Source organism: Rhizobium hidalgonense (assembly GCF_005862185.2).
GTDB classification, from domain to species: domain Bacteria; phylum Pseudomonadota; class Alphaproteobacteria; order Rhizobiales; family Rhizobiaceae; genus Rhizobium; species Rhizobium hidalgonense.
On record NZ_CP054027.1, the window covers coordinates 3,727,432 to 3,746,436 of the forward strand.

General features: G+C 62.0%; 15 protein-coding genes. 3 read left to right on the top strand and 12 right to left on the bottom strand.

Features of this window, described 5'->3' with window-relative positions; all coding sequences use genetic code 11:
- Nucleotides 1–35: 35 nt before the first annotated feature.
- The 4 genes from FFM81_RS18120 to mscL all read right to left on the bottom strand — a co-directional run bounded on the left by FFM81_RS18120 (nt 36) and on the right by mscL (nt 5,086).
- Complete coding sequence (locus FFM81_RS18120; RefSeq protein WP_025415294.1) at nt 36–1,994, bottom strand: putative bifunctional diguanylate cyclase/phosphodiesterase; 1,959 nt, start codon at nt 1,992–1,994, stop codon at nt 36–38.
- A 138-nt stretch (nt 1,995–2,132) separates the two neighbouring features.
- Nucleotides 2,133–3,167 carry a UDP-glucose 4-epimerase GalE gene (galE, locus tag FFM81_RS18125; protein WP_003570481.1) on the bottom strand — a complete coding sequence of 345 codons (1,035 nt, stop codon included), beginning with the start codon at nt 3,165–3,167 and terminating at the stop codon, nt 2,133–2,135.
- A 193-nt stretch (nt 3,168–3,360) separates the two neighbouring features.
- Nucleotides 3,361–4,527: a pyridoxal phosphate-dependent aminotransferase gene (locus FFM81_RS18130; RefSeq protein WP_003570484.1), complete on the bottom strand. Its 1,167-nt coding sequence runs from the start codon at nt 4,525–4,527 to the stop codon at nt 3,361–3,363.
- 121 nt (nt 4,528–4,648) lie between these two features.
- The gene (mscL, locus tag FFM81_RS18135; protein ID WP_003570485.1) at nt 4,649–5,086 is read right to left on the bottom strand and encodes a large conductance mechanosensitive channel protein MscL; all 438 of its coding nucleotides are present in this window, start codon (nt 5,084–5,086) and stop codon (nt 4,649–4,651) included.
- 220 nt (nt 5,087–5,306) lie between these two features.
- Here mscL and FFM81_RS18140 point away from each other — a divergent pair, with 220 nt between their 5' ends.
- Nucleotides 5,307–8,831 (top strand): PAS domain-containing hybrid sensor histidine kinase/response regulator, encoded by a 3,525-nt coding sequence (locus tag FFM81_RS18140; protein ID WP_138386277.1) that lies wholly within the window; start codon nt 5,307–5,309, stop codon nt 8,829–8,831.
- A gap of 9 nt (nt 8,832–8,840) precedes the next feature.
- Here FFM81_RS18140 and FFM81_RS18145 read toward each other — a convergent pair whose 3' ends face one another.
- Nucleotides 8,841–9,398, bottom strand: coding sequence for a TetR/AcrR family transcriptional regulator (locus FFM81_RS18145; RefSeq protein WP_003570487.1), 558 nt, complete (start codon nt 9,396–9,398; stop codon nt 8,841–8,843).
- A 130-nt stretch (nt 9,399–9,528) separates the two neighbouring features.
- Here FFM81_RS18145 and FFM81_RS18150 point away from each other — a divergent pair, with 130 nt between their 5' ends.
- Nucleotides 9,529–10,731 (top strand): MFS transporter, encoded by a 1,203-nt coding sequence (locus FFM81_RS18150; protein ID WP_138386276.1) that lies wholly within the window; start codon nt 9,529–9,531, stop codon nt 10,729–10,731.
- Here FFM81_RS18150 and FFM81_RS18155 read toward each other — a convergent pair.
- On the bottom strand, nt 10,728–11,183 hold the full coding sequence (locus tag FFM81_RS18155) for a YybH family protein (protein ID WP_003570489.1): 456 nt from the start codon (nt 11,181–11,183) through the stop codon (nt 10,728–10,730). The two genes, FFM81_RS18150 and FFM81_RS18155, sit on opposite strands and share 4 nt — an antisense overlap.
- 76 nt (nt 11,184–11,259) lie before the next feature.
- Nucleotides 11,260–11,664 (bottom strand): GFA family protein, encoded by a 405-nt coding sequence (locus tag FFM81_RS18160; RefSeq protein ID WP_003570491.1) that lies wholly within the window; start codon nt 11,662–11,664, stop codon nt 11,260–11,262.
- 115 nt (nt 11,665–11,779) lie between these two features.
- Here FFM81_RS18160 and FFM81_RS18165 point away from each other — a divergent pair, with 115 nt between their 5' ends.
- Nucleotides 11,780–12,223 (top strand): MarR family winged helix-turn-helix transcriptional regulator, encoded by a 444-nt coding sequence (locus FFM81_RS18165; protein ID WP_003570493.1) that lies wholly within the window; start codon nt 11,780–11,782, stop codon nt 12,221–12,223.
- A 252-nt stretch (nt 12,224–12,475) separates the two neighbouring features.
- Here the strand turns inward: FFM81_RS18165 and FFM81_RS18170 are convergent, their stop codons facing one another.
- The 5 genes from FFM81_RS18170 to FFM81_RS18190 form a co-directional block, all read right to left on the bottom strand.
- Nucleotides 12,476–12,685, bottom strand: coding sequence for a cold-shock protein (locus tag FFM81_RS18170; RefSeq protein ID WP_003545273.1), 210 nt, complete (start codon nt 12,683–12,685; stop codon nt 12,476–12,478).
- A gap of 477 nt (nt 12,686–13,162) precedes the next feature.
- Complete coding sequence (locus tag FFM81_RS18175) at nt 13,163–15,376, bottom strand: 3-hydroxyacyl-CoA dehydrogenase NAD-binding domain-containing protein (protein WP_003570496.1); 2,214 nt, start codon at nt 15,374–15,376, stop codon at nt 13,163–13,165.
- Nucleotides 15,377–15,390: 14 nt separating this feature from the next.
- Entirely contained in the window at nt 15,391–15,774 is a 384-nt protein-coding gene (locus tag FFM81_RS18180; RefSeq protein WP_025415292.1) for a cupin domain-containing protein, read from the bottom strand.
- 2 nt (nt 15,775–15,776) lie between these two features.
- The gene (locus FFM81_RS18185) at nt 15,777–16,985 is read right to left on the bottom strand and encodes an acetyl-CoA C-acetyltransferase (protein ID WP_128398377.1); all 1,209 of its coding nucleotides are present in this window, start codon (nt 16,983–16,985) and stop codon (nt 15,777–15,779) included.
- 99 nt (nt 16,986–17,084) lie between these two features.
- Complete coding sequence (locus FFM81_RS18190) at nt 17,085–18,881, bottom strand: acyl-CoA dehydrogenase C-terminal domain-containing protein (protein WP_138386274.1); 1,797 nt, start codon at nt 18,879–18,881, stop codon at nt 17,085–17,087.
- Nucleotides 18,882–19,005 lie beyond the last annotated feature (124 nt).

Below are 19,005 nucleotides of genomic sequence, written 5' to 3' on the forward strand. Positions count from 1 at the left end.
GGACGAGGCGTGGCTCCAGTCGATTCAAGCTTGGTTCAGGCAGACAGCGATTTGCGGGCGGAAGCGGCGCTCTCGCACTTTGCAGCATAATCGATGGCAAGTTCCAGCGGCAGCGGCCGGGAGAAATGATAGCCCTGTGCCAGGCGAACGCCCATCGCCTTCAACCCTTCAGCGATCGTTTCGCTTTCGACCCCTTCGGCGACGGAGGCAATGCCGAGATTCTGGCAGAGATTGGCGACCGAGCGGGTGATGTTCATGCAGCGGGCATCGCGATCGAAATTCATCACGAAGGCCTTGTCGATCTTCAGCTTGTCGAAGGCAAGACGGTGGATATGGCTGAGGCTCGAAAAGCCGGTGCCGAAATCGTCGAGCGCAATCGATATGCCGGCGGCGCGCAGCATTGTGATGACCCGGTCGGCGGTGTCGAAATCGGAGAGCAGCGCCGTCTCGGTGATCTCGAACTCGATGCGCCTGGGATCGATGCCGGAGCGGGTGATCATGGCGAGCAGCGCCATCGAGGTTTCGTGGTCGCAAATATCGCGCGCCGAGAGATTGAAGGAGAGCTTGAGATGGCGTGGAATGATCGCCAGCGCTTCGAGCGCCTTGGCGAACAGGATGCGCGTCATCCGGCCGATGACGGCGGTGCGTTCGGCAGCGGGAATAAAGGCTTCCGGACTGATGCGGCCGAAACGGGCGCTGTCCCAGCGGGCAAGCGCCTCGTAACCGACGACGCGGCCGCTCTTCAATTCGACGATCGGCTGATAGTCGAGTTTCAATTCCCTGACGAAATCGCCCGCCTGCAGCTCGAGTTCGATCAGGTAGCGCTGCGTCAGGATCTTTTCGTGTTCGGCCGAGAAGAATTCGACGCCGCTGCTGCGCTTGCTCTTGACCTGGTAGAGGGCGAAATCGGCTTTCTCGTAGAGATCTTCGGCGGTGTATTCGCCGGCGTCGGGATAAACGATGCCGCAGGAACCGAAAACGCGAACCGAGCCGTCGGGGATTTCATAGGGATCGCGGACGGCGGCGCAGAGCGCCTGACCGAGATCGGCGATCGCCTGGCGTGTCATCGAACAGGGGAAAATGATGCCGAATTCGTCGCCGCCGAGACGCGAGACAATGCCCTCTTCGCCGACCAGCGCGGTGAACCGGCGGGCCGTCTCCTTGAGCACGAGATCGCCGGCGGCATGGCCGAAGACATCGTTGACCGGCTTGAAGCCGTCGAGATCGAGAATGCCGATGATGGGCGGCCGGGACGGGTGCTTCTGCAGCCGCTGTTCCAGCGAGAGGAAGAAGCTGCGGCGGTTGGCAAGGCCGGTCAGCTGGTCATGCAGTGCGTTGCGGCTGTTGACGAGGTTCAGCTCCTCGGCTTCCGCCCGCTTCTGCTTCAGCTCCTCGGTCAATTGCACGAGGCCGACGAAATTCTGGAAATAGCTGTCGATCACCCGGAGAAAAGGGAGGATCAGGAACAGGCCGCTGACGGCGGTGGCGACGAAAACCGGATTGCCCGAGAACATGAAGGTCGCGACCATGGCCGAGAAGGTGATGATTGTGGTGAGCACCGCCGCCAGCGGCAGATGCATCAGGCAGAAGATGCAGGAAATCCCGGTCACCACCAGGAAATAGGCGATTTGGCCCTGCTGGTAAGCATCGCCATACTGGTAAAGCGCGATCGCCCAGCCGCCGAAAGCAACGCACAGGATGCAGGCGCCTGAGATCGTGACCTTCATCAGCCTGTAGGCCCGTTCGGCGGTGACATGCTTGCCCCTGGTTTCCCACCAGCAGAGCCGGAAGACACAGACGACACTCAAGCCGACCGGAATATAACACGAGAGCCAGAGGGGCGCGGATTGGAGATGGGTGACTGCCACCGCAAGGGCATTGATGATCAGGAGGACATAGAGAATGGGGATCTGCGACGACAGGGCCTGGAACTGCGCCGTCAGAAAGGTCGGATTGTCTTTTTGCAGCCGCAAGGAGGCTAGAAAGTTCCTCATCTTCTCTTTTTCCGTGGCCGGAGCCAGAAGAATGCTCGATTTTTCCCTATTCACGTCATGTCATGCAGGTCCCGCAGGCACGGGGATGATCAACAGGCGACCGAGGCAAAGCCGCCGCGCACTCTTGCCGGAAGCGCTTCAGAAAGACGCGGCGGCGAGTGCCCGGTGAATGCTGTGCAGGTCGTCGACATTTCTGTTCGACAGGAACAGTTCCCAATCGAGCGAACTCTGGACGATGGTTTCGAGCGAATCGTGCTTCGGTTTCCAGTCGAGCACCTGGCGGGCGAGCGAAGCGTCGGCGACGACGCTGGCCGAATCGCCGGCGCGGCGCGGCGCCATGTGGATCTTGAAGGAATGGCCGTGCAGGCGGGTGACCATGTTCAACACGTCAAGCACGGAATAGCCGCTGCCATACCCGCAATTGGCAACGAGCGAGCCTTTGTCCCTGCGCAGGTGCTGCAGCGCTTTCACATGCGCGTCGACAAGATCGCTGACATGGATGTAGTCGCGCACGCCAGTGCCGTCATGGGTGGGATAATCGATGCCATAGACACTGACGCTGTCGCGCCTGCCGAGAGCGGCCTCGCAGGCAACCTTGATCAGATGGGTGGCGCCTGAGGTCGACTGGCCGGCGCGGTGATCGGGATCGGCGCCGGCGACGTTGAAGTAGCGAAGCGCGACATAGTTGAAATCATAGGCGGCGGCGGCGTCGCGCAGCATGAATTCGGTCATCAGCTTCGACTGGCCGTAAGGATTTTCCGGATTGAGAGAGGCCGTTTCCTTCACCGGCAGGTCGCTCTTTTGCTGACCGTAGACGGCCGCCGTCGAGGAGAAGACGAAGTTTCGGATGCCGGCCTTGACCGCAGCCGAAAGCAGCGCCCGGGTCTTGCCCGAGTTGTTGTCGTAATAGGAGAGCGGATCGGCGACCGAAACCGGGACGACGGCGGAGCCGGCGAAATGGATGATCGCCTCGATGTCGTTTTCGATGAAGATCTTTTTCAATATGTCGGGATCGGCGACGTCGCCGAGGTAGAAACGCGCCGCCGGGGCCACGGCCCAGCGAAAGCCGGTGGAAAGCCGGTCGAGCACGACCACATCCTCGCCCGCATCGAGCAGCGCCCAAACCATGTGACTGCCGATATATCCGGCGCCGCCCGTCACCAAAACCGCCATGTCCCGCATCCCTGCTTTGTTTTATAGCAGGGGCATCAGGCCCGGTTTTTCTTTCCAATTTTCTTATCGAATGGCCGTTCGAGGCCCTTTGAACCGGTATGTTTGCAGTCGTGGTTAGGGGTCGATTTCGGGCTTTGTTCAAGTTTTATCGATCCGGCGATTCCGGCACAAAATCGCCCAGTCGGACGGCTTCTCAGCGCTTGAGGATATAGTCGCAGAGGCGCTCGGCGGCGATCGCTATCTGGGCGGGATCGCGCAGGAAACAGGCGCGCAGGAAGAGTTCGCCGCCGGCGCCGAAGGCGGCTCCGGGGGCAAGACCGACGCCCGTCTTGTCGACGATATCGATGGCAGCGTGGCGGCTATCGGTGATGCCGTCGATCTTCAGGAAGGCGTAAAGCGCCCCGTCCGGCTTCAGCGTCTCGACGCGGTTGGTGGCGACAAGCGCATCGCAGAGAATATCGCGGGAGCGGGCTGCCTTAGCGATATTGGCAGCGACGAAATCGTCGCCCTGATCGAGGGCTGCGACAGCGCCCTTCTGCATGAACTGCGCCACGCCCGACGTCGAATATTGCACGAGGTTTTCGAGCACCTGGCCGATTTCGGGCGGGGCGACGATCCAGCCGACCCGCCAGCCGGTCATCGACCAGTTCTTCGAGAAGGAATTGACGAAGATGATCTTATCGTCCGGCTGCATGACGTCGAGGAAAGAGGGAGCGCGACCGCCCGGATAATAATAGAGGGCGTAGATCTCATCGGCCATGATCCAGAGATCGTGTTTACGGGCCAGCGCCAGGATGTCGCCAAGATCCTTCTTCGTCGCCGTCCAGCCCGTCGGGTTTGACGGCGTGTTGACGAAAATGCCCCTGGTCTTCGGGGTGATGGCGGCTGCCAAGCGGTTAAGATCGACAGTCCATTTACCGCCTTCGAACTGCAGCTCGACGCCGACGGAGCGGGCACCCGCGATCTCGAGGGCGGCGGCGATATTCGGCCAGGCGGGGCTGAGATAAACGAATTCGTCACCCGGCGAGGTCAGGGTCTGCACGGCGATCTGGATCGCCTGCATGCCGGAACCGGTGACGTAAAAATGTTCGACGGGAAGCCGGACGTCGAAATGTCTGGCGTAATAATCCGCAAGCGCCTGGCGAAGTTCGGGAATGCCGCGCTGCCAGGTGTAGAAGGTCTCGCCTGAAGCAAGCGCATCCATCGCCGCCCTGCTGATGAAATCGGGCGTCGGCAGATCGCCTTCACCCACCCAGAGCGGCAACAGGCCTTCGCGGCCGCGGGCATAATTGACGACTTCAACGATCCCGCTTTCTGGCGCCGCCATGGCGCGCGGGCTGAGGCTCTTCACGATCGACATGCATCTCTCCGGTTTCCGCCTTCATAAAGGATTTATGCCGGCAAATCCCATGACAACAAGTGATGGCCTATCGATTTTGGTGATGAATGGGCGTTGCCCTGATGGCAAGGCCGAACGCTCGTCAGACGGTCGGGCGTCTTGCCAAGAGATCACGGATCTCAGTCAGGAGCTGGACATCGGCGGGCGGCGGCGGCAACTCTTCCGGCGCTTTCTTTTCCTGGCGCTCGACCTGTGCGCGCAACGTATTCACGCCCTTGACCATCAGGAAGATGATCCAGGCGAGAATGAGGAAGTTGATGAGAACGGTGAGGAAGCTGCCATAGGCAAACACCGCCCCTTGCGCGCGGGCGGCGGCAAGCGTCGGGGCGTTGACCGCTGACGATAGCGGCAGGAAGTAATTCGAAAAATCGAAGCCGCCGAAAATGGCGCCGACGATCGGCATGATCAGGTCGTCGACCAAAGACTTGACGATGCCGCCGAAGGCGCCGCCGATGATGACGCCGACGGCAAGATCCATGACATTGCCGCGGGCGATAAAGGCCTTGAACTCATTGAGCATCGGATCCGTCTCCCTCTGATGCAGTTCAACGATATGCAATTGTTTTTATTAGCACCATCTTCACCGCAATTAATCAATCGGCAATCGCAATTATTTCGCCATACCCCGGTGGGTTCTTTGACTTAAGGCCTAGACGGTCGGGAATTTTCAAAGCACCTGAAATAACTTAAGCTGATCCTGTTGCGGGAGGTCCCGGCGGGTTCCCGCCGGCGGAGGGTCAATGCTTCCAGGCTGGGTCATATTCGCGTCTGCCTTCGGCTATCTGCTCCTGCTTTTCGCCGTGGCAAGCTATGGCGACCGCAAGAACCGCGGCCAGGGCACGCTCGATCGCGGCCCGGGCGCGTTGGAAGGCGAATGGCCGGTCGTCTATGCGCTGAGCCTGGCGATCTACTGCACTTCCTGGACCTATTTCGGCAGCGTCGGGCTTGCCGCGCAGCGCGGATTGGAATTTGCCGGCATCTATATCGGCCCAATCCTGGTCTTCACGCTCGGCATGCCGCTGCTTCGCCGCATCATCGAGCTCGCCAAGGCGGAGAAGCTCACCTCGGTGGCCGATTTCGTCGCCGCGCGCTACGGCAAGAACCCGACGGTCGCGACGATCGTGGCGCTGATCTCGCTGATCGGCACCATTCCCTATATCGCGCTGCAGCTGAAAGCGATCTCCAGCACCGTCAGCGCCATGGTCAATCCGTCCGACTACGGCATCGGCAGCGGCAATCTCTATTTCCTCGACCTGCCACTGCTCGCGACGCTGGTGCTTGCCTGTTTCGCCGTCATGTTCGGCACCCGGCATACGGATGCGACGGAACACCAGGATGGCCTCATCCTCGCCGTCTCGATGGAATCCGTCGTCAAGCTCGTCGCTTTCCTGACGGCCGGCATCTGCGTCATCTGGTTTCTTTTCGACGGTCCGGCCGACCTCTGGCAAAAGACCGTCGATAACGAACTGGTCATGTCGGCGCTCAACTACCATACGCCGATCAGCCGCTGGATGACGCTGATCCTCCTGTCGGCCTTCGCGATCATCCTGCTGCCGCGGCAATTCCATGTGACCGTCGTCGAAAACCGGACGCCGAAACAGCTGAAACTCGCAGGCTTCCTGTTTCCCACCTACCTTATCGCCATCAATCTCTTCGTGCTGCCGGTGGCGATCGGCGGGCTGCTGACCTTCGGCGGCGCCGGCAATGCCGATTTCTATATGCTGTCGCTGCCGCTTGCCGGTGAGATGCCGGTGGTGTCGCTGATCACCTTCATCGGCGGCTTTTCCGCCGCCACCGCGATGGTCATCGTCGATTCCGTGGCGCTGTCGATCATGGTGTCGAACGACATCATCATGCCGATTTTCCTCAGGCGCAAACTCGCCGGTCGCGCCAGCCAGCGCGACAATTTCGCCAAGACGCTGCTCAATATCCGCCGCAGCGCCATTTTTGCGGTGCTGCTGTTCGGCTACGCCTACTACCGCTCGACCGACAGCACCGCCGGCCTTGCCTCGATCGGCCTGCTCTCCTTTGCCGCCATCGCGCAGATCGCGCCGGCGCTGTTCGGCGGGCTGATCTGGCGGCGGGCGAATGCACGCGGTGCGATCCTCGGGCTTTCCTCCGGCTTCGTCATCTGGATCTACCTGCTGTTCCTGCCCTCGCTCGGCGGCCCCGACTATTCCTATGTGGCCAGTGCCGTGCTCGGCTTCATCTTCCCCGGCACGACGCTGTTTACCGCGGCCGATGCCGATCCGCTGGTCAATGCGACAGTCATGAGCCTGCTCGTCAACACCGCCTTCTTTATCGTCGGCTCGCTCACCCGCAATGCCAGGCCGCTGGAACGCATCCAGGCCGGCATCTTCGTCAAGCGGCATTCGCGCTCGCAATTTGCGACGCGCGGCTGGAAGACCCGCATCAGCGTCGGCGATCTCAAAGCAGCGATCTCGCGTTATCTCGGCGAAGAGCGCATGCAGCGCTCGTTGACGACCTACGAACAAAGCTCCGGCCGCAAGCTGGAGGACGAACAGCCGGCCGATATGGCGCTGATCCATTTCAGCGAACAACTGCTCGGCAGCGCCATCGGCTCGTCCTCGGCAAGGCTGGTGCTGTCACTGATCCTGCAGAAGATCGAGGATGCCTCTTCCGACACCGCCTGGCTGCTCGACCAGGCGAGCGAGGCGCTGCAATATAACCAGGACATGCTGCAGACCGCACTTTCGCAGATGGATCAGGGCATTGCCGTCTTCGACAGTTCCAACCGGCTGACGATCTGGAACCGGCGCTTCCGGCAATTGCTGGATCTGCCGGAAAGTGCCGGCCAGGTCGGTTTCCCCCTGGCCGACATTGTCACCACGCTCAGCCAGCGCGGCGACATCGCCCCCGGCGATCTCACTCAAACGGTGCGGCATTTCCTGACGCTCGACAAACCCTTTTCGCTGGTGCTCGGCGGCGGCGAGCGGATCATCGAGGTGCGCTCCAACGCCATGCCCGACAAGGGTATCGTCGCCACCTTTACCGATATTACCCAGCGCGTCAGCGCCGACCAGGCGCTGAAACAGGCGAACGAGACGCTGGAGCAGCGCGTCGCCGAACGCACGGCGGAGCTTACCCGCGTCAACCATGAACTCGGCGAGGCACGCGCCGCCGCCGACGAGGCGAATATTGGCAAGACCCGCTTTTTCGCCGCCGCCGGTCACGACATCCTGCAACCGCTGAATGCCGCCCGGCTCTATTCCTCGGCACTGGTCGAGCGCATGGCGCAATCCGACAACAGCCCGATCGTGCGCAACATCGATTCGGCGCTGGAATCGGTCGAGACCATTCTCGGCGCGGTGCTCGATATATCCAGGCTCGATACCGGCGCCATGCGGCCGCGGCTTGCCGCCGTCAAGCTCTCCGAGCTGCTGGAGCGGATCGAGACCGATTTCGCGCCGATCGCCCGTGAAAAACAGCTGAAGCTGGTGGTCATGCCGACCTCGCTCAGGGTCCGCTCCGACCCCAACCTGCTGCGCCGCCTGGTGCAGAACCTGGTTTCCAACGCCATCAAATACACGATCACCGGCAAGGTGCTGGTCGGCGCGCGGCGGCGCGGCAGCCAGGTGATCATCCAGGTGATCGATTCCGGCATCGGCATTCCGCCGTCGAAATTCCGCACGGTGTTCAAGGAATTCGCTCGGCTCGACGAAGGCGCAAAAACCGCCTCCGGCCTCGGGCTCGGGCTGTCGATCGTCGACCGCATTGCCCGGGTGCTCAACCATCCGGTCGAGCTGCAGTCGACACATGGGAGGGGCACGGAATTCCGCATCGCCATGCCGCTCGACATGTCCCGCCCGGCCGAGGCGGCGACGGCCGTCACGCCCGCCGACCGGCCGGGGCAGCCACTCAAGGGGCTGAAAATCCTCTGCATCGATAACGAACCGAAGATCCTCGAAGGCATGCGGCTGCTGCTCAGCGGCTGGGGCTGCGAGGTCAGGGCGCTCGACGGCCTCGCCGACGTGATATCAGGCGACGGTCGTGACGGGCCGCCGGATCTCGCCATCGCCGATTATCATCTCGACGACGGCACCGGCATTGCCGCGATCCTGCATCTGCGCCGGCAGTTCGGCGCCGATATCCCCGCTTTGCTTGTGACCGCCGACCGCACGCCTGAAGTGCGCAGTGAAGCCGAGCGATACGGCATCGCCGTCCAGCACAAGCCGGTGCGGCCGGCAGCACTGCGCGCCTATATTACCCAGATCTCCGGCCTCAAGCGCGCGGCCGCGGAGTAAGAGGCAAGCTCAATCCGTCGTGGACATAAGGCGCGAGACGAGATCGCGCACCCGCGCTGTATCCGGCATGTCGCCGAACAGGATGCGGTACATGATCGGCGCGACAACCTGATCCATGACGAGATCCACATCCGGAAAGACCTCGCCGCGGGTCTTTGCCCTCTCGGCGATGAGGACGATCTGCTGGCGGGTATATTCGCAGCATTTGCAGGCATTAACCGCTGCCTGCGCCGCCAGCACGTCGCGGATCATCTCGCGGCCCGGCCCGGAGGACATTTCCTCGGCATATTGCTCTGCCCAGGCTTGAAGATCGGCCTTGCCGCTGCCGGCATCGACCGGCTGCATATCCGGCCGAAGCCGCTCGACGGCAACATCGGCGAGAAGCTCCTGCAGATCCCCCCAGCGGCGATAGATGGTCGACGGCGTCACACCCGCCCGGGCGGCGATTAGCGGTATCGTCACCTCGGCACGGTTCATTTCGGCCAGCAGTTCGCGGACCGCCTTGTGGACCGATGCCTGAACCCGGGCGCTTCTGCCGCCTGGCCGGAGATTCTCTTTTACCGACATGCACTTTTCATCCCTTGACGCCCCATGGTTCAAAATCTTTGACAGAACCATAAACGCAAATAATTTGCCTTTGCGATACGTCCGCCCTACATGGAGCTAACGCAACGGCTTAGCTTTAAGGGGCTTATATATGGTCGCCGCAGCCAAATCCACAAAGAATGCGCAGCACCCCTCGATCGGCTTTCATGCGCTGACGCTCGCCACCTTCTTCGGTGCTTCCGCCGCGCCGACGCCGCTCTATCGGATCTATCAGCAGAACTTCTCGCTCTCGCCGGTGCTGATCACCGTGGTCTTCGCCGTCTACGCCTTCGCGCTGCTGGCGGCGCTTTTGACCGTCGGCTCGCTCTCGGACCATCTCGGCCGCAAGCCGGTGATCTTTTTCGCCCTGGTGCTCGAAATCATCGCCATGGGCCTCTTCGTCGCAGCCAGCGGCCCGGGTTGGCTGATTGCGGCGCGGATCGTGCAAGGTATTGCGACCGGGATTGCCGGCGCCTCGCTCGGCGCCGCGCTCGTCGATGTCGACCGGGTAAAGGGGCAGATCGTCAATTCGATCGCGCCGCTTTGCGGCATGGCGGTGGGCGCGGTCGGCACCAGCGCCCTGATCCAATACGGCCCTTTCCCAATGCATCTCATTTACGCGCTGCTGCTTCTTGCCTTCACGATGCTGGCAGTCGCCATCTGGCTGACGCACGAGACCGGTGGCAGGCGACCGGGGGCGCTCGCCTCGCTGATGCCGCGGATCGCCATTCCCGCGCAGGTGAAGCAGCCGCTGTCGCTGGTGACGCCGATCAACATCGCCAACTGGACGCTTGCCGGTTTCTATCTCTCGCTGGTCCCGTCGCTGGTCGCCAGCACGACCGGCAGCGGCGCGCCGCTGACCGGCGGGGCCGTGGTGACGGCGCTGATGGTCAGCGGAGCGATCGCCGTCTATCTCAGGCGGGGCAAGGCGGCATCGGCCAATCTCGGTTTCGGCGTGTCGGCCAAGACGCTCGGCATTCTGACGGTCGTTGCCGGCGTGCATCTTGCCAATGTGCCGCTGCTTCTCGTCGGCACCGTCTTTACCGGCGCCGGTTTCGGCACCAATTTCCTCGGTTCGATCGGCACCATCATGCCGCTTGCCAAGGCGGATGAGCGGGCCGGGCTGCTGTCAGCCTTCTACGTTCAGAGTTATCTCGCCTTCAGCCTGCCGGCGATCCTCGCCGGCTTCCTGGCGAAATCGGCCGGTTATGCGCTGACGACGGATATCTATGCGACGGCAATCCTGCTGTTGATGGGCGCCGGACTGATCGGCATTCGCGCCGGCCGCCGGAAGGCGGCGGAGAGTGCCGTCTAAGGCGCAGTTTGCGGCTGGAGATCCAGCAGCGCGCGGCCGCTGCCATCCATGGCGAAAGGCACCGAAGCGTGCTGGTGGGCGACCAGCCAGCGGCCATCCCGCTTGACGAGGCCGAGGGTCTGGCGGAACCAGAGATCGACCTCGGTGCCGTCGGTCTTCGTCCCGGTCATGCGGGTGAGACCGCTCCAGAAAGCGACATCCCCGCCGAGCGTCAGCTTGGCATCGCGCACTTCACCGCCGATCGGGCCTTGCCAGGTGTCGAACCAGGCCCGCAGGCCCGTCTCGTCCTTGCCGTTGATGACCAGCGGCGGCGCCAGCGAAAACTCAACGGAATCTTCGGCCTCATAGGAAAGCGCCTCCTCGGCATTCTTTTCTCCCAGCGCCTTGGCCCGCATCATCAGCATGGCAATGACCGCCTCTTCCTCGTGCCTGGCATTCGCTTCGTCTTTCACATCAGTTCTCCTTATCCGCTATGGACCGAGGACGAACGGGAGGATGACGATCCGACAAGGATGCATTTATTTTGCTTCAGAGATAACTCGTCACTTCAGGTTCGTTCCACCAGGCGTCATGCCTGCCGTCGTAATAACGGACTGGCAGGGCCGCCAGTTCCTCAGGGGTGATATCGTCGAGACAGGCAATGTTGATCGAGACATAGGCGCCGCCGATCGCCTCGACATAACCGTCGCCGAAGGCCGGCACGCCGCAGGTGCGGCAGAAGCGGTGATGGCCGCTCATCGTGTTGAACTGGTAGTCGGATGTCTCTGCCGCGTCGCACATCAGCCGGAAATCCTCCGGCTTGACGTTGGCGCCCCAGTAACGCCGCTTGGCGCAGATCGAACAATTGCAGCGGCCGGTGCCCTCTTCGACGTCCATGTCCACCTCGTAGTGTACTTTGCCGCAATGGCAGCTTCCCTTGTAGGTCTTCTTCATGGCGGCCTCCTCCTTCGGCATTGCCTTCATCAACTGTATATGACAATATGTTGTCACTATGGATGAGATACAAAATAGACAACATGTTGTCAAACAAAATCGACCGGAGCGGACGATGGAAGGGAATGCCTTTTCCGCTTTCGCGATCACAGCCCTACGCCTCGCCGGCCATCTGACGGCGGCCGGCGACCAGCTGGCAAAGCCCGCAGGACAGACAAGCGCCCGCTGGCAGGTGCTGGCCGCGGCACGGCGCGGCGACATGTCGGTGGCGCAGATCGCCCGGGCGCTCGGCCTCGCCCGCCAGGGCGTGCAGCGGCTTGCCGATGTGCTCGCGGCTGAAAAGCTGATTGCCTATGCCGACAATCCGCAGCACCAGCGGGCGAAGCTGGTGCGGCTGACGGCGGAGGGGGCGGCGCGGCTGGGGGTGATCGAGGTGGCTCAGGCGGGGTGGGCGGACGGTCTGGGCTCCGCCTTCACGACGGCGGAACTCGATGCCGCACGGGCGGTGATGGCGCGGGTGATGGCGATGCTGGAGAGTGACGGGGCGGCTGGAGATTAAGGTGCGAAGGATGCTTGAGGAGGTGCCGCGGGCGATTTCTTGCGAAATGGGCACAGCAGCCACCCAGAAACGAAAAAAGGCCGGGCTAACCCGACCTTCCCTTCCATCTCAACGGACCGTGCCAGTACATCCGTGGTCACGATCCGGAGATGATATTCAAAGCTGCGCGTCCAATCGGACGCGCTATCGCTTTAAGCCGGCGCATAATCCTTTCCGAAAATCGATTCCGATTTCGGGGTTATGCGCTAAGGCTCAGGCCGCCTGGAGGCGGTCTGCCGACATCTTGCCGGACTTGTTGTCGCGGACGAGCTCGTAAGACAGCTTCTGGCCATCCTTGAGATCGCGCATGCCAGCGCGTTCAACGGCGGAGATGTGGACGAAAACGTCGGCTGCGCCGTCATCCGGCTGAATGAAGCCGAAGCCCTTGGTTGCGTTGAACCACTTTACGGTACCAGTGCTCATGACGATATCCTTTTCGAATCGTTCATAGAAGATTGCAGCCCGGACAAATGCCCAAGCGGCGATGAAAACCGATTTTGGAGGAAGTTCGCCAGGAACGACGCGAGCGCCGTTTCAAAGTTCATCTAGCAAGATCGATGCGTGAACGTTTAATCGGAAATTGTGTCCGTGACAAGGCGTCGGCAAGGAAAATTAGAATTCGTGCGGATTGAGGAAATCGAAGGTTTCTTTGGTCTTGTGCCGTTGGCACCCCCCTCTGCCCTACCGGGCATCTCCTCCACAAGGAGGGAGATCGGCAAGAGGTCAACGCTCGGTCCCCCTCTATCGCTGTGCGGATCGCCAGACGGTAGTTATTTGGGGAAGCCGGTGCTTCCAGCCGATCTCCCCACCTGTGGGGGAGATGCCCGGTAGGGCAGAGGGGGGTGCCCACGGCACGGCGGCGGCAAAGATGGTCCCGTTAAACCAAGACCGCGAAAACGGCTAAGCCGCCTGCCCGACCTTCGCATAGGGATCGAACCGCCCATAAAACGTCTCGCCCCTAGCGGCCATATCCTTCAGCAACGGTGTCGGTTCGAAGTGCCTTCCGTAAGTTCTTGCTAACTTTTCAGCCAACTCCACGAAAGCCTTTACGCCCATCCCGTCGATATAGCTCAGGGCGCCGCCGGTATAGGGCGCGAAACCGAAGCCGAGGATTGAGCCGACATCGGCTTCGCGCGGATCGGTGACGATGCCTTCCTCGACGGTGCGGGCGGCTTCGAGCGCGATGGTAACGAGGAATCGTTGTTTGAGGACGTTGACGTCGACCTCATCCGCCTTCTTCTGCGGGTAGAGGCTCTTGAGATCGGGCCAGAGAGACTTCTTCGCCGGCTTCGGCGGATAGTCGTAAAAACCCTTGGAATTCTTGCGGCCGAAACGGCCCTCCTTTTCCACCATGCGGGCGATCAGCTCCATATGCCTGGGGTCGATGGCTTTGTCACCGAGGTCGGCGACCGTCGCCTTGAGGATTTTCAGCGACAGGTCGATGGCGACCTCGTCGTTCAGCGCCAAAGGCCCAACTGGCATGCCGGCCATTTTGGCGGCATTCTCGATCATCGCCGGCGGCACGCCCTCGATCAGCATGTCGTAGCTTTCCGACATGTAACGCAGCACGCAGCGATTGACGAAGAAGCCGCGGGTGTCGTTGACGACGATCGGTGTCTTCTTGATCGCCGCGACATAATCGAGAGCGACGGCAAGCGCCCGATCGCCGGTCTCCGCGCCGAGGATGACTTCGGTCAGCATCATCTTTTCGACAGGCGAGAAGAAGTGGATGCCGATGAAATCGGCCGGGCGCTTGGAATTTTTCGCCAGTCCCGTGATCGGCAGGGTCGAGGTATTGGAGGCGAAGATCGCGCCTTCCGGCAGCACGGCTTCAACAGCCTCGATGACCGATCTCTTCACCTCGCGATCCTCGAACACCGCTTCGATGACGAGATCGGCATTGGCAAGGGCGGCATAGTCCGCCGAGGGCGTGATGCGGGAGAGCAGTGCTGCCGCCTCGTCCTGCGTAAACCGTCCCTTACCGATGGAATCCTTGACCAGGCCTTCGCAAACGGCCTTGCCCTTGGCAGCAGCCTCCATGTCGCGGTCGATCAGCGTCACGGGAAGGCCGGCGGCGGCGGTGACATAGGCGATCGAGGCGCCCATGAAGCCGGCGCCGACGACGCCGACATGTTTCAGTTCGGTCTTCGGCTGACCGGCCGGGCGGCGGGCGCCCTTGCCGAGTTCCTGCATGGAGATGAACAGCGAGCGGATCATCGAGAAGGCTTCGCGACTCTGCAGCACCTCGGTGAAGTAACGCTGCTCGATCTTCAGGCCGGTGTCGAACGGCACCTGCAGGCCTTCATAGACGCATTTCAGGATGGCGAGCGCTGCCGGATAATTGCCCGATGTTTCCCGGCGCAAGATCGCCGGCGCCGCCGGCCAGAGCTGTGCGGAGGCCGGCGTCCAGATGCCGCCGCCCGGCGCCTTAAAACCCTTCTCGTCCCACGGAGCGATCGGCTTCAGGCCGTCCTTGATCATCTGCTTGGCAGCGGGGATGAGTTGATCCGGCTCGACCACCTGATGCACGAGGTTCATCGCCTTGGCGCGGGAACCGGTCAGCGACTGGCCCGTCGTCATCATCTGCAGCGCGTCCTGGGCATTCGCCAGCCGCGGCACACGCTGGGTGCCGCCGGCGCCGGGGAAGATGCCGACCTTGACCTCGGGCAGCGCGATCTTGACGCTCTTGGCATTGGAGGCGACCCGGCCGTGGCAGGCGAGCGACAGCTCAAAGGCGCCGCCCATGCAGGTGCCGTTGATCGCCGACACCCAGGGCTTGCCCGAGGTTTCAAGCTTGCGGAACAGGCCGGACATGCGGCCGACCAGACCGAAGAGGGTCTGCACCGCCTTTTCCGGGCTCTTTGCCTTCTCCTCGTGGTAGGAGCTGAACATCGACTTGATCATCGACAGATCGGCGCCGCCGGAGAAGGAGGATTTGCCCGAGGTGATGACGACACCCTTGACGGCGGCGTCAGCGGTCGTGGCGTCGATAATAGCGTCGAGTTCGGCCATCACCTCCGCGGTGAACACATTCATCGACTTGCCGGGCATGTCCCAGGTGACGAGAGCGATGCCGTCGGCGTCGGTTTCGAGCGTGAAATTGGTGTAGGTCATTGGATTCCTCCCGATCAGGCCGGCAAATGGCTGCGCTGCGCGTCCACGGTCTTTGTCTTTCCGGTGACGACATCGCCAGTGTGCTTGGTTTGCGACGGCTCGAAAAGCACGATCCAGCACTCTTCCTCAGCCACCGGATTGTGCTCGACACCCCTAGGCACGACATGAAAATCGCCGGCCTTCAGGTGCACATGGGGACGGTCGCGATATTCGATGGTAAGCGCGCCCTTCCAGATGAGAAAGAGTTCATCCTCGTCACGGTGGGAATGCCAGGTGAGCTGCCCCTGGACCTTGGCGAGTTTGACGCTCTGGCCGTTGAGATCGGCGATGACGCGGGGTGACCAATGCTCGGTAACCTCGGTGTATTCGGTTTCGATCGTGCCGGTGTTGAAACCCATCGTCAGACCCTTTCGATAACCGTTGCCGTGCCCATGCCGGCACCGATGCAGAGCGTCACCAGCGCGGTGTTGAGGTCGCGGCGTTCGAGTTCGTCGAGCACGGTGCCGAGGATCATCGCGCCGGTGGCGCCGAGCGGATGACCCATGGCGATGGCGCCGCCATTGACGTTGATCCTGTCGTGGTCGATGTCGAAGGCTTGCATGTAACGCAGCACCACGGCAGCGAAGGCCTCGTTCAGTTCGAAGAGGTCGATGTCCGTAAGGCTCATGCCGGTCCGTTTCAACAGCTTCTCGGTGACGTCGACCGGCCCGGTCAGCATCAGGGCTGGATCGGAGCCGATATTGGCGAAAGCCTTGATGCGGGCGCGCGGCTTGAGCCCCATGCTTTCACCGCCGGCCTTGGAGCCGAGCAGGACGGCGCCGGCGCCGTCGACGATGCCGGAGGAGTTGCCGGCATGGTGGACATAGTTGATGCGCTCGATCTCCGGATGGGCCTGGATGCCGACGGCCTCGAAGCCGCCCATCTCGCCGGGCATCTGGAAGGACGGATTGAGCGAGGCGAGCGCCTGCATGTCGGTGCCGGGGCGCATGTGCTCATCGGTTGCCAGGATCGTCAGGCCATTCTGGTCCTTGACCGGGACTACCGACTTGTCGAACCAGCCCTGTTCCCAGGCATGGGCGGCGCGCTTCTGGCTCTCGACGGCGTAGGCGTCGACATCGGTCCGGCTGAAGCCGTATTTGGTGGCGATGAGATCGGCCGAGACGCCCTGCGGCATGAAATAGGCCGGGAAATTTACCGAAGGGTCCATGAACCAGGCGCCGCCCGACATGCCCAAGCCGACGCGGGACATGCTTTCCACCCCGCCCGCGATGACGATGTCGTCGGCCCCCTGGGCGATCTTGCCGGCGCCGAAATTGACGGCGTCGAGGCCCGAGGCGCAGAAGCGGGAGATCTGCATGCCGGGCGCCCTGGTGGAGTAGCCGGCTTCGAAGGCGGCTGCCTTGGGGATGACGGCGCCGGCATCCATGACCGGATCGACGCAGCCCATGATGATGTCGTCGACGGTGTTGGTGTCGAGTCCGTTGCGGTCGCGAATCGCTGCCAGCGTCTTGGCCGCGAGGCGCACGGAGGGCACCTCATGCAGAGCGCCGTCCTTCTTGCCGCGGCCGCGCGGCGTGCGGACGTGATCGTAAATGAAAACTTCGGTCATTTCCTCATCTCCCTGGCGGCAATCTCTCTTGCCTCGAATCGTGGAAGGAGGAGAAAGACCCCTCCCCAACCCTCCCCACAAGGGGGAGGCAGAAGTGGCTCAGAACGCTTCGGCGGCCAGTTCCATCATGGTGTCGGCGCCGGCCTCGATGCGGGCCTTGCGCAGCGCTGTTTCCGGCATGATGCGCTCCATGAAGAATTTCGCCGTGATCAGCTTGTTCTTCAGGTAATCCTCGCGGTCTCTACCGCTCGTTGCCAGCCCATCCTCGGCGGCTTTGGCCATCTTCGCCCACATATAGCCGAGCACAACGAGGCCGAAGAGGTGCATGTAGTCGGTCGAGCCGGCGCCGGCATTGTCGGGCTTGGCCATGGCGTTCTGCATGAACCACATGGTCGCGGCCTGGACGTCGTTCAAGCCCTTCTTCAGATGCTTGGTATAGAAGGCGAGCTTTTCGTCGCTGCGGTTCTCCTCGCAGAAATCGCCGATCTCCTTGAAGAGGGCCATGGCGGCGCGGCCGCCGTTCAAGGCGAGCTTGCGGCCGACGAGATCGAGCGCCTGAATGCCGTTGGCGCCTTCATAGATCATGGCGATGCGGGCATCGCGCACATACTGGCTCATGCCGTGCTCTTCGATATAGCCATGGCCGCCGAAGACCTGCTGGGCCATGACAGCATGGTCGAAGCCCCGGTCGGTCATCACGCCCTTGAGGATGGGGGTGACGAGACCGAGAATGTCGTCGGCCGTCTGGCGCTCCGTCTCATCGGTGGCGCGGTGGGCGATATCGGATTTCAGCGCGGTCCAGAGCAGGAAGGCGCGGCCGGCCTCGTTGAAGGCGCGGATGGTCATCAACGTGCGGCGGATATCGGGATGGACGATGATCGGATCGGCCTTTTTATCCGGCGCCTTGACGCCGGACAGCGAGCGGCCCTGGATGCGGTCGCGGGCGTAGGCGGCGGCGTTCTGATAGGCGATCTCAGAAATGGCGATGCCCTGCAGGCCGACCATCAGGCGGGCCTCGTTCATCATCACGAACATGGCGGCGAGGCCGCGGTTTTCAGCGCCGATCAGGAAACCCGTCGCCTCGTCGTAATTCATGACGCAGGTAGCGTTGCCGTGGATGCCCATCTTGTGTTCGATCGCGCCGCAGGAGACCGCATTGCGGTCGCCGAGGGCGCCGTCCTTGCCGACCAGGAATTTCGGCACGATGAACAGTGAGATGCCCTTGGTGCCCTCCGGCGCGCCCTCGATGCGGGCAAGCACCAGGTGGACGATATTGTCGGCCAGGTCATGTTCGCCGGCGGAGATGAAGATCTTCTGGCCGGATATCTTGTAGCTGCCGTCGGCTTGCGGCACCGCCTTGGTGCGCAGCATGCCGAGATCGGTGCCGCAATGCGGCTCGGTCAGGTTCATGGTGCCGGACCAGGAGCCGCCCACCATCTTCGGCAGGTAGGTATCTTTCTGCTCCTGCGTGCCGTGGACGAGGATCGCGGCGATCGCGCCCTGCGTCAGGCCGGGATACATCATCAGCGACATGTTGGCGGCCGAGGTATATTCGCCGACGGCGGCATGCAGCGTATAGGGAAGCCCCTGGCCGCCGAATTCCTCCGGCACCGCAAGGCCGATCCAGCCGCCTTCGCGATAGGCCTTATAAGACTCCTTGAAGCCCGTCGGCGTCGAGACGCTGGCATCGTCATGGCGCGTGCAGCCTTGCTGATCGCCGGAATAATTTACAGGGAAGAGAACTTCCTCGGCCACCTTGGCCGCCTCGCCGAGAATCGCTTCGATCATATCGGGCGTCGCGTCGGCAAAACCGGGAAGATTGTTATAGCGTTCGAGGCCCAGCACGTCGTTCAGGACGAAGAGCGTATCGTTCACCGGGGCCTTGTAGACTGGCATCTCTCAAATTCCTCCCATTCGATTGCCGGGTCGCGCCGGCCTTGGGCACTGTCTTACAAAATATTGACGTTTGCGTAAACGTCAAAATCTGCACCTGTGCCATCTTTCGCGAAAAAATTTGCGA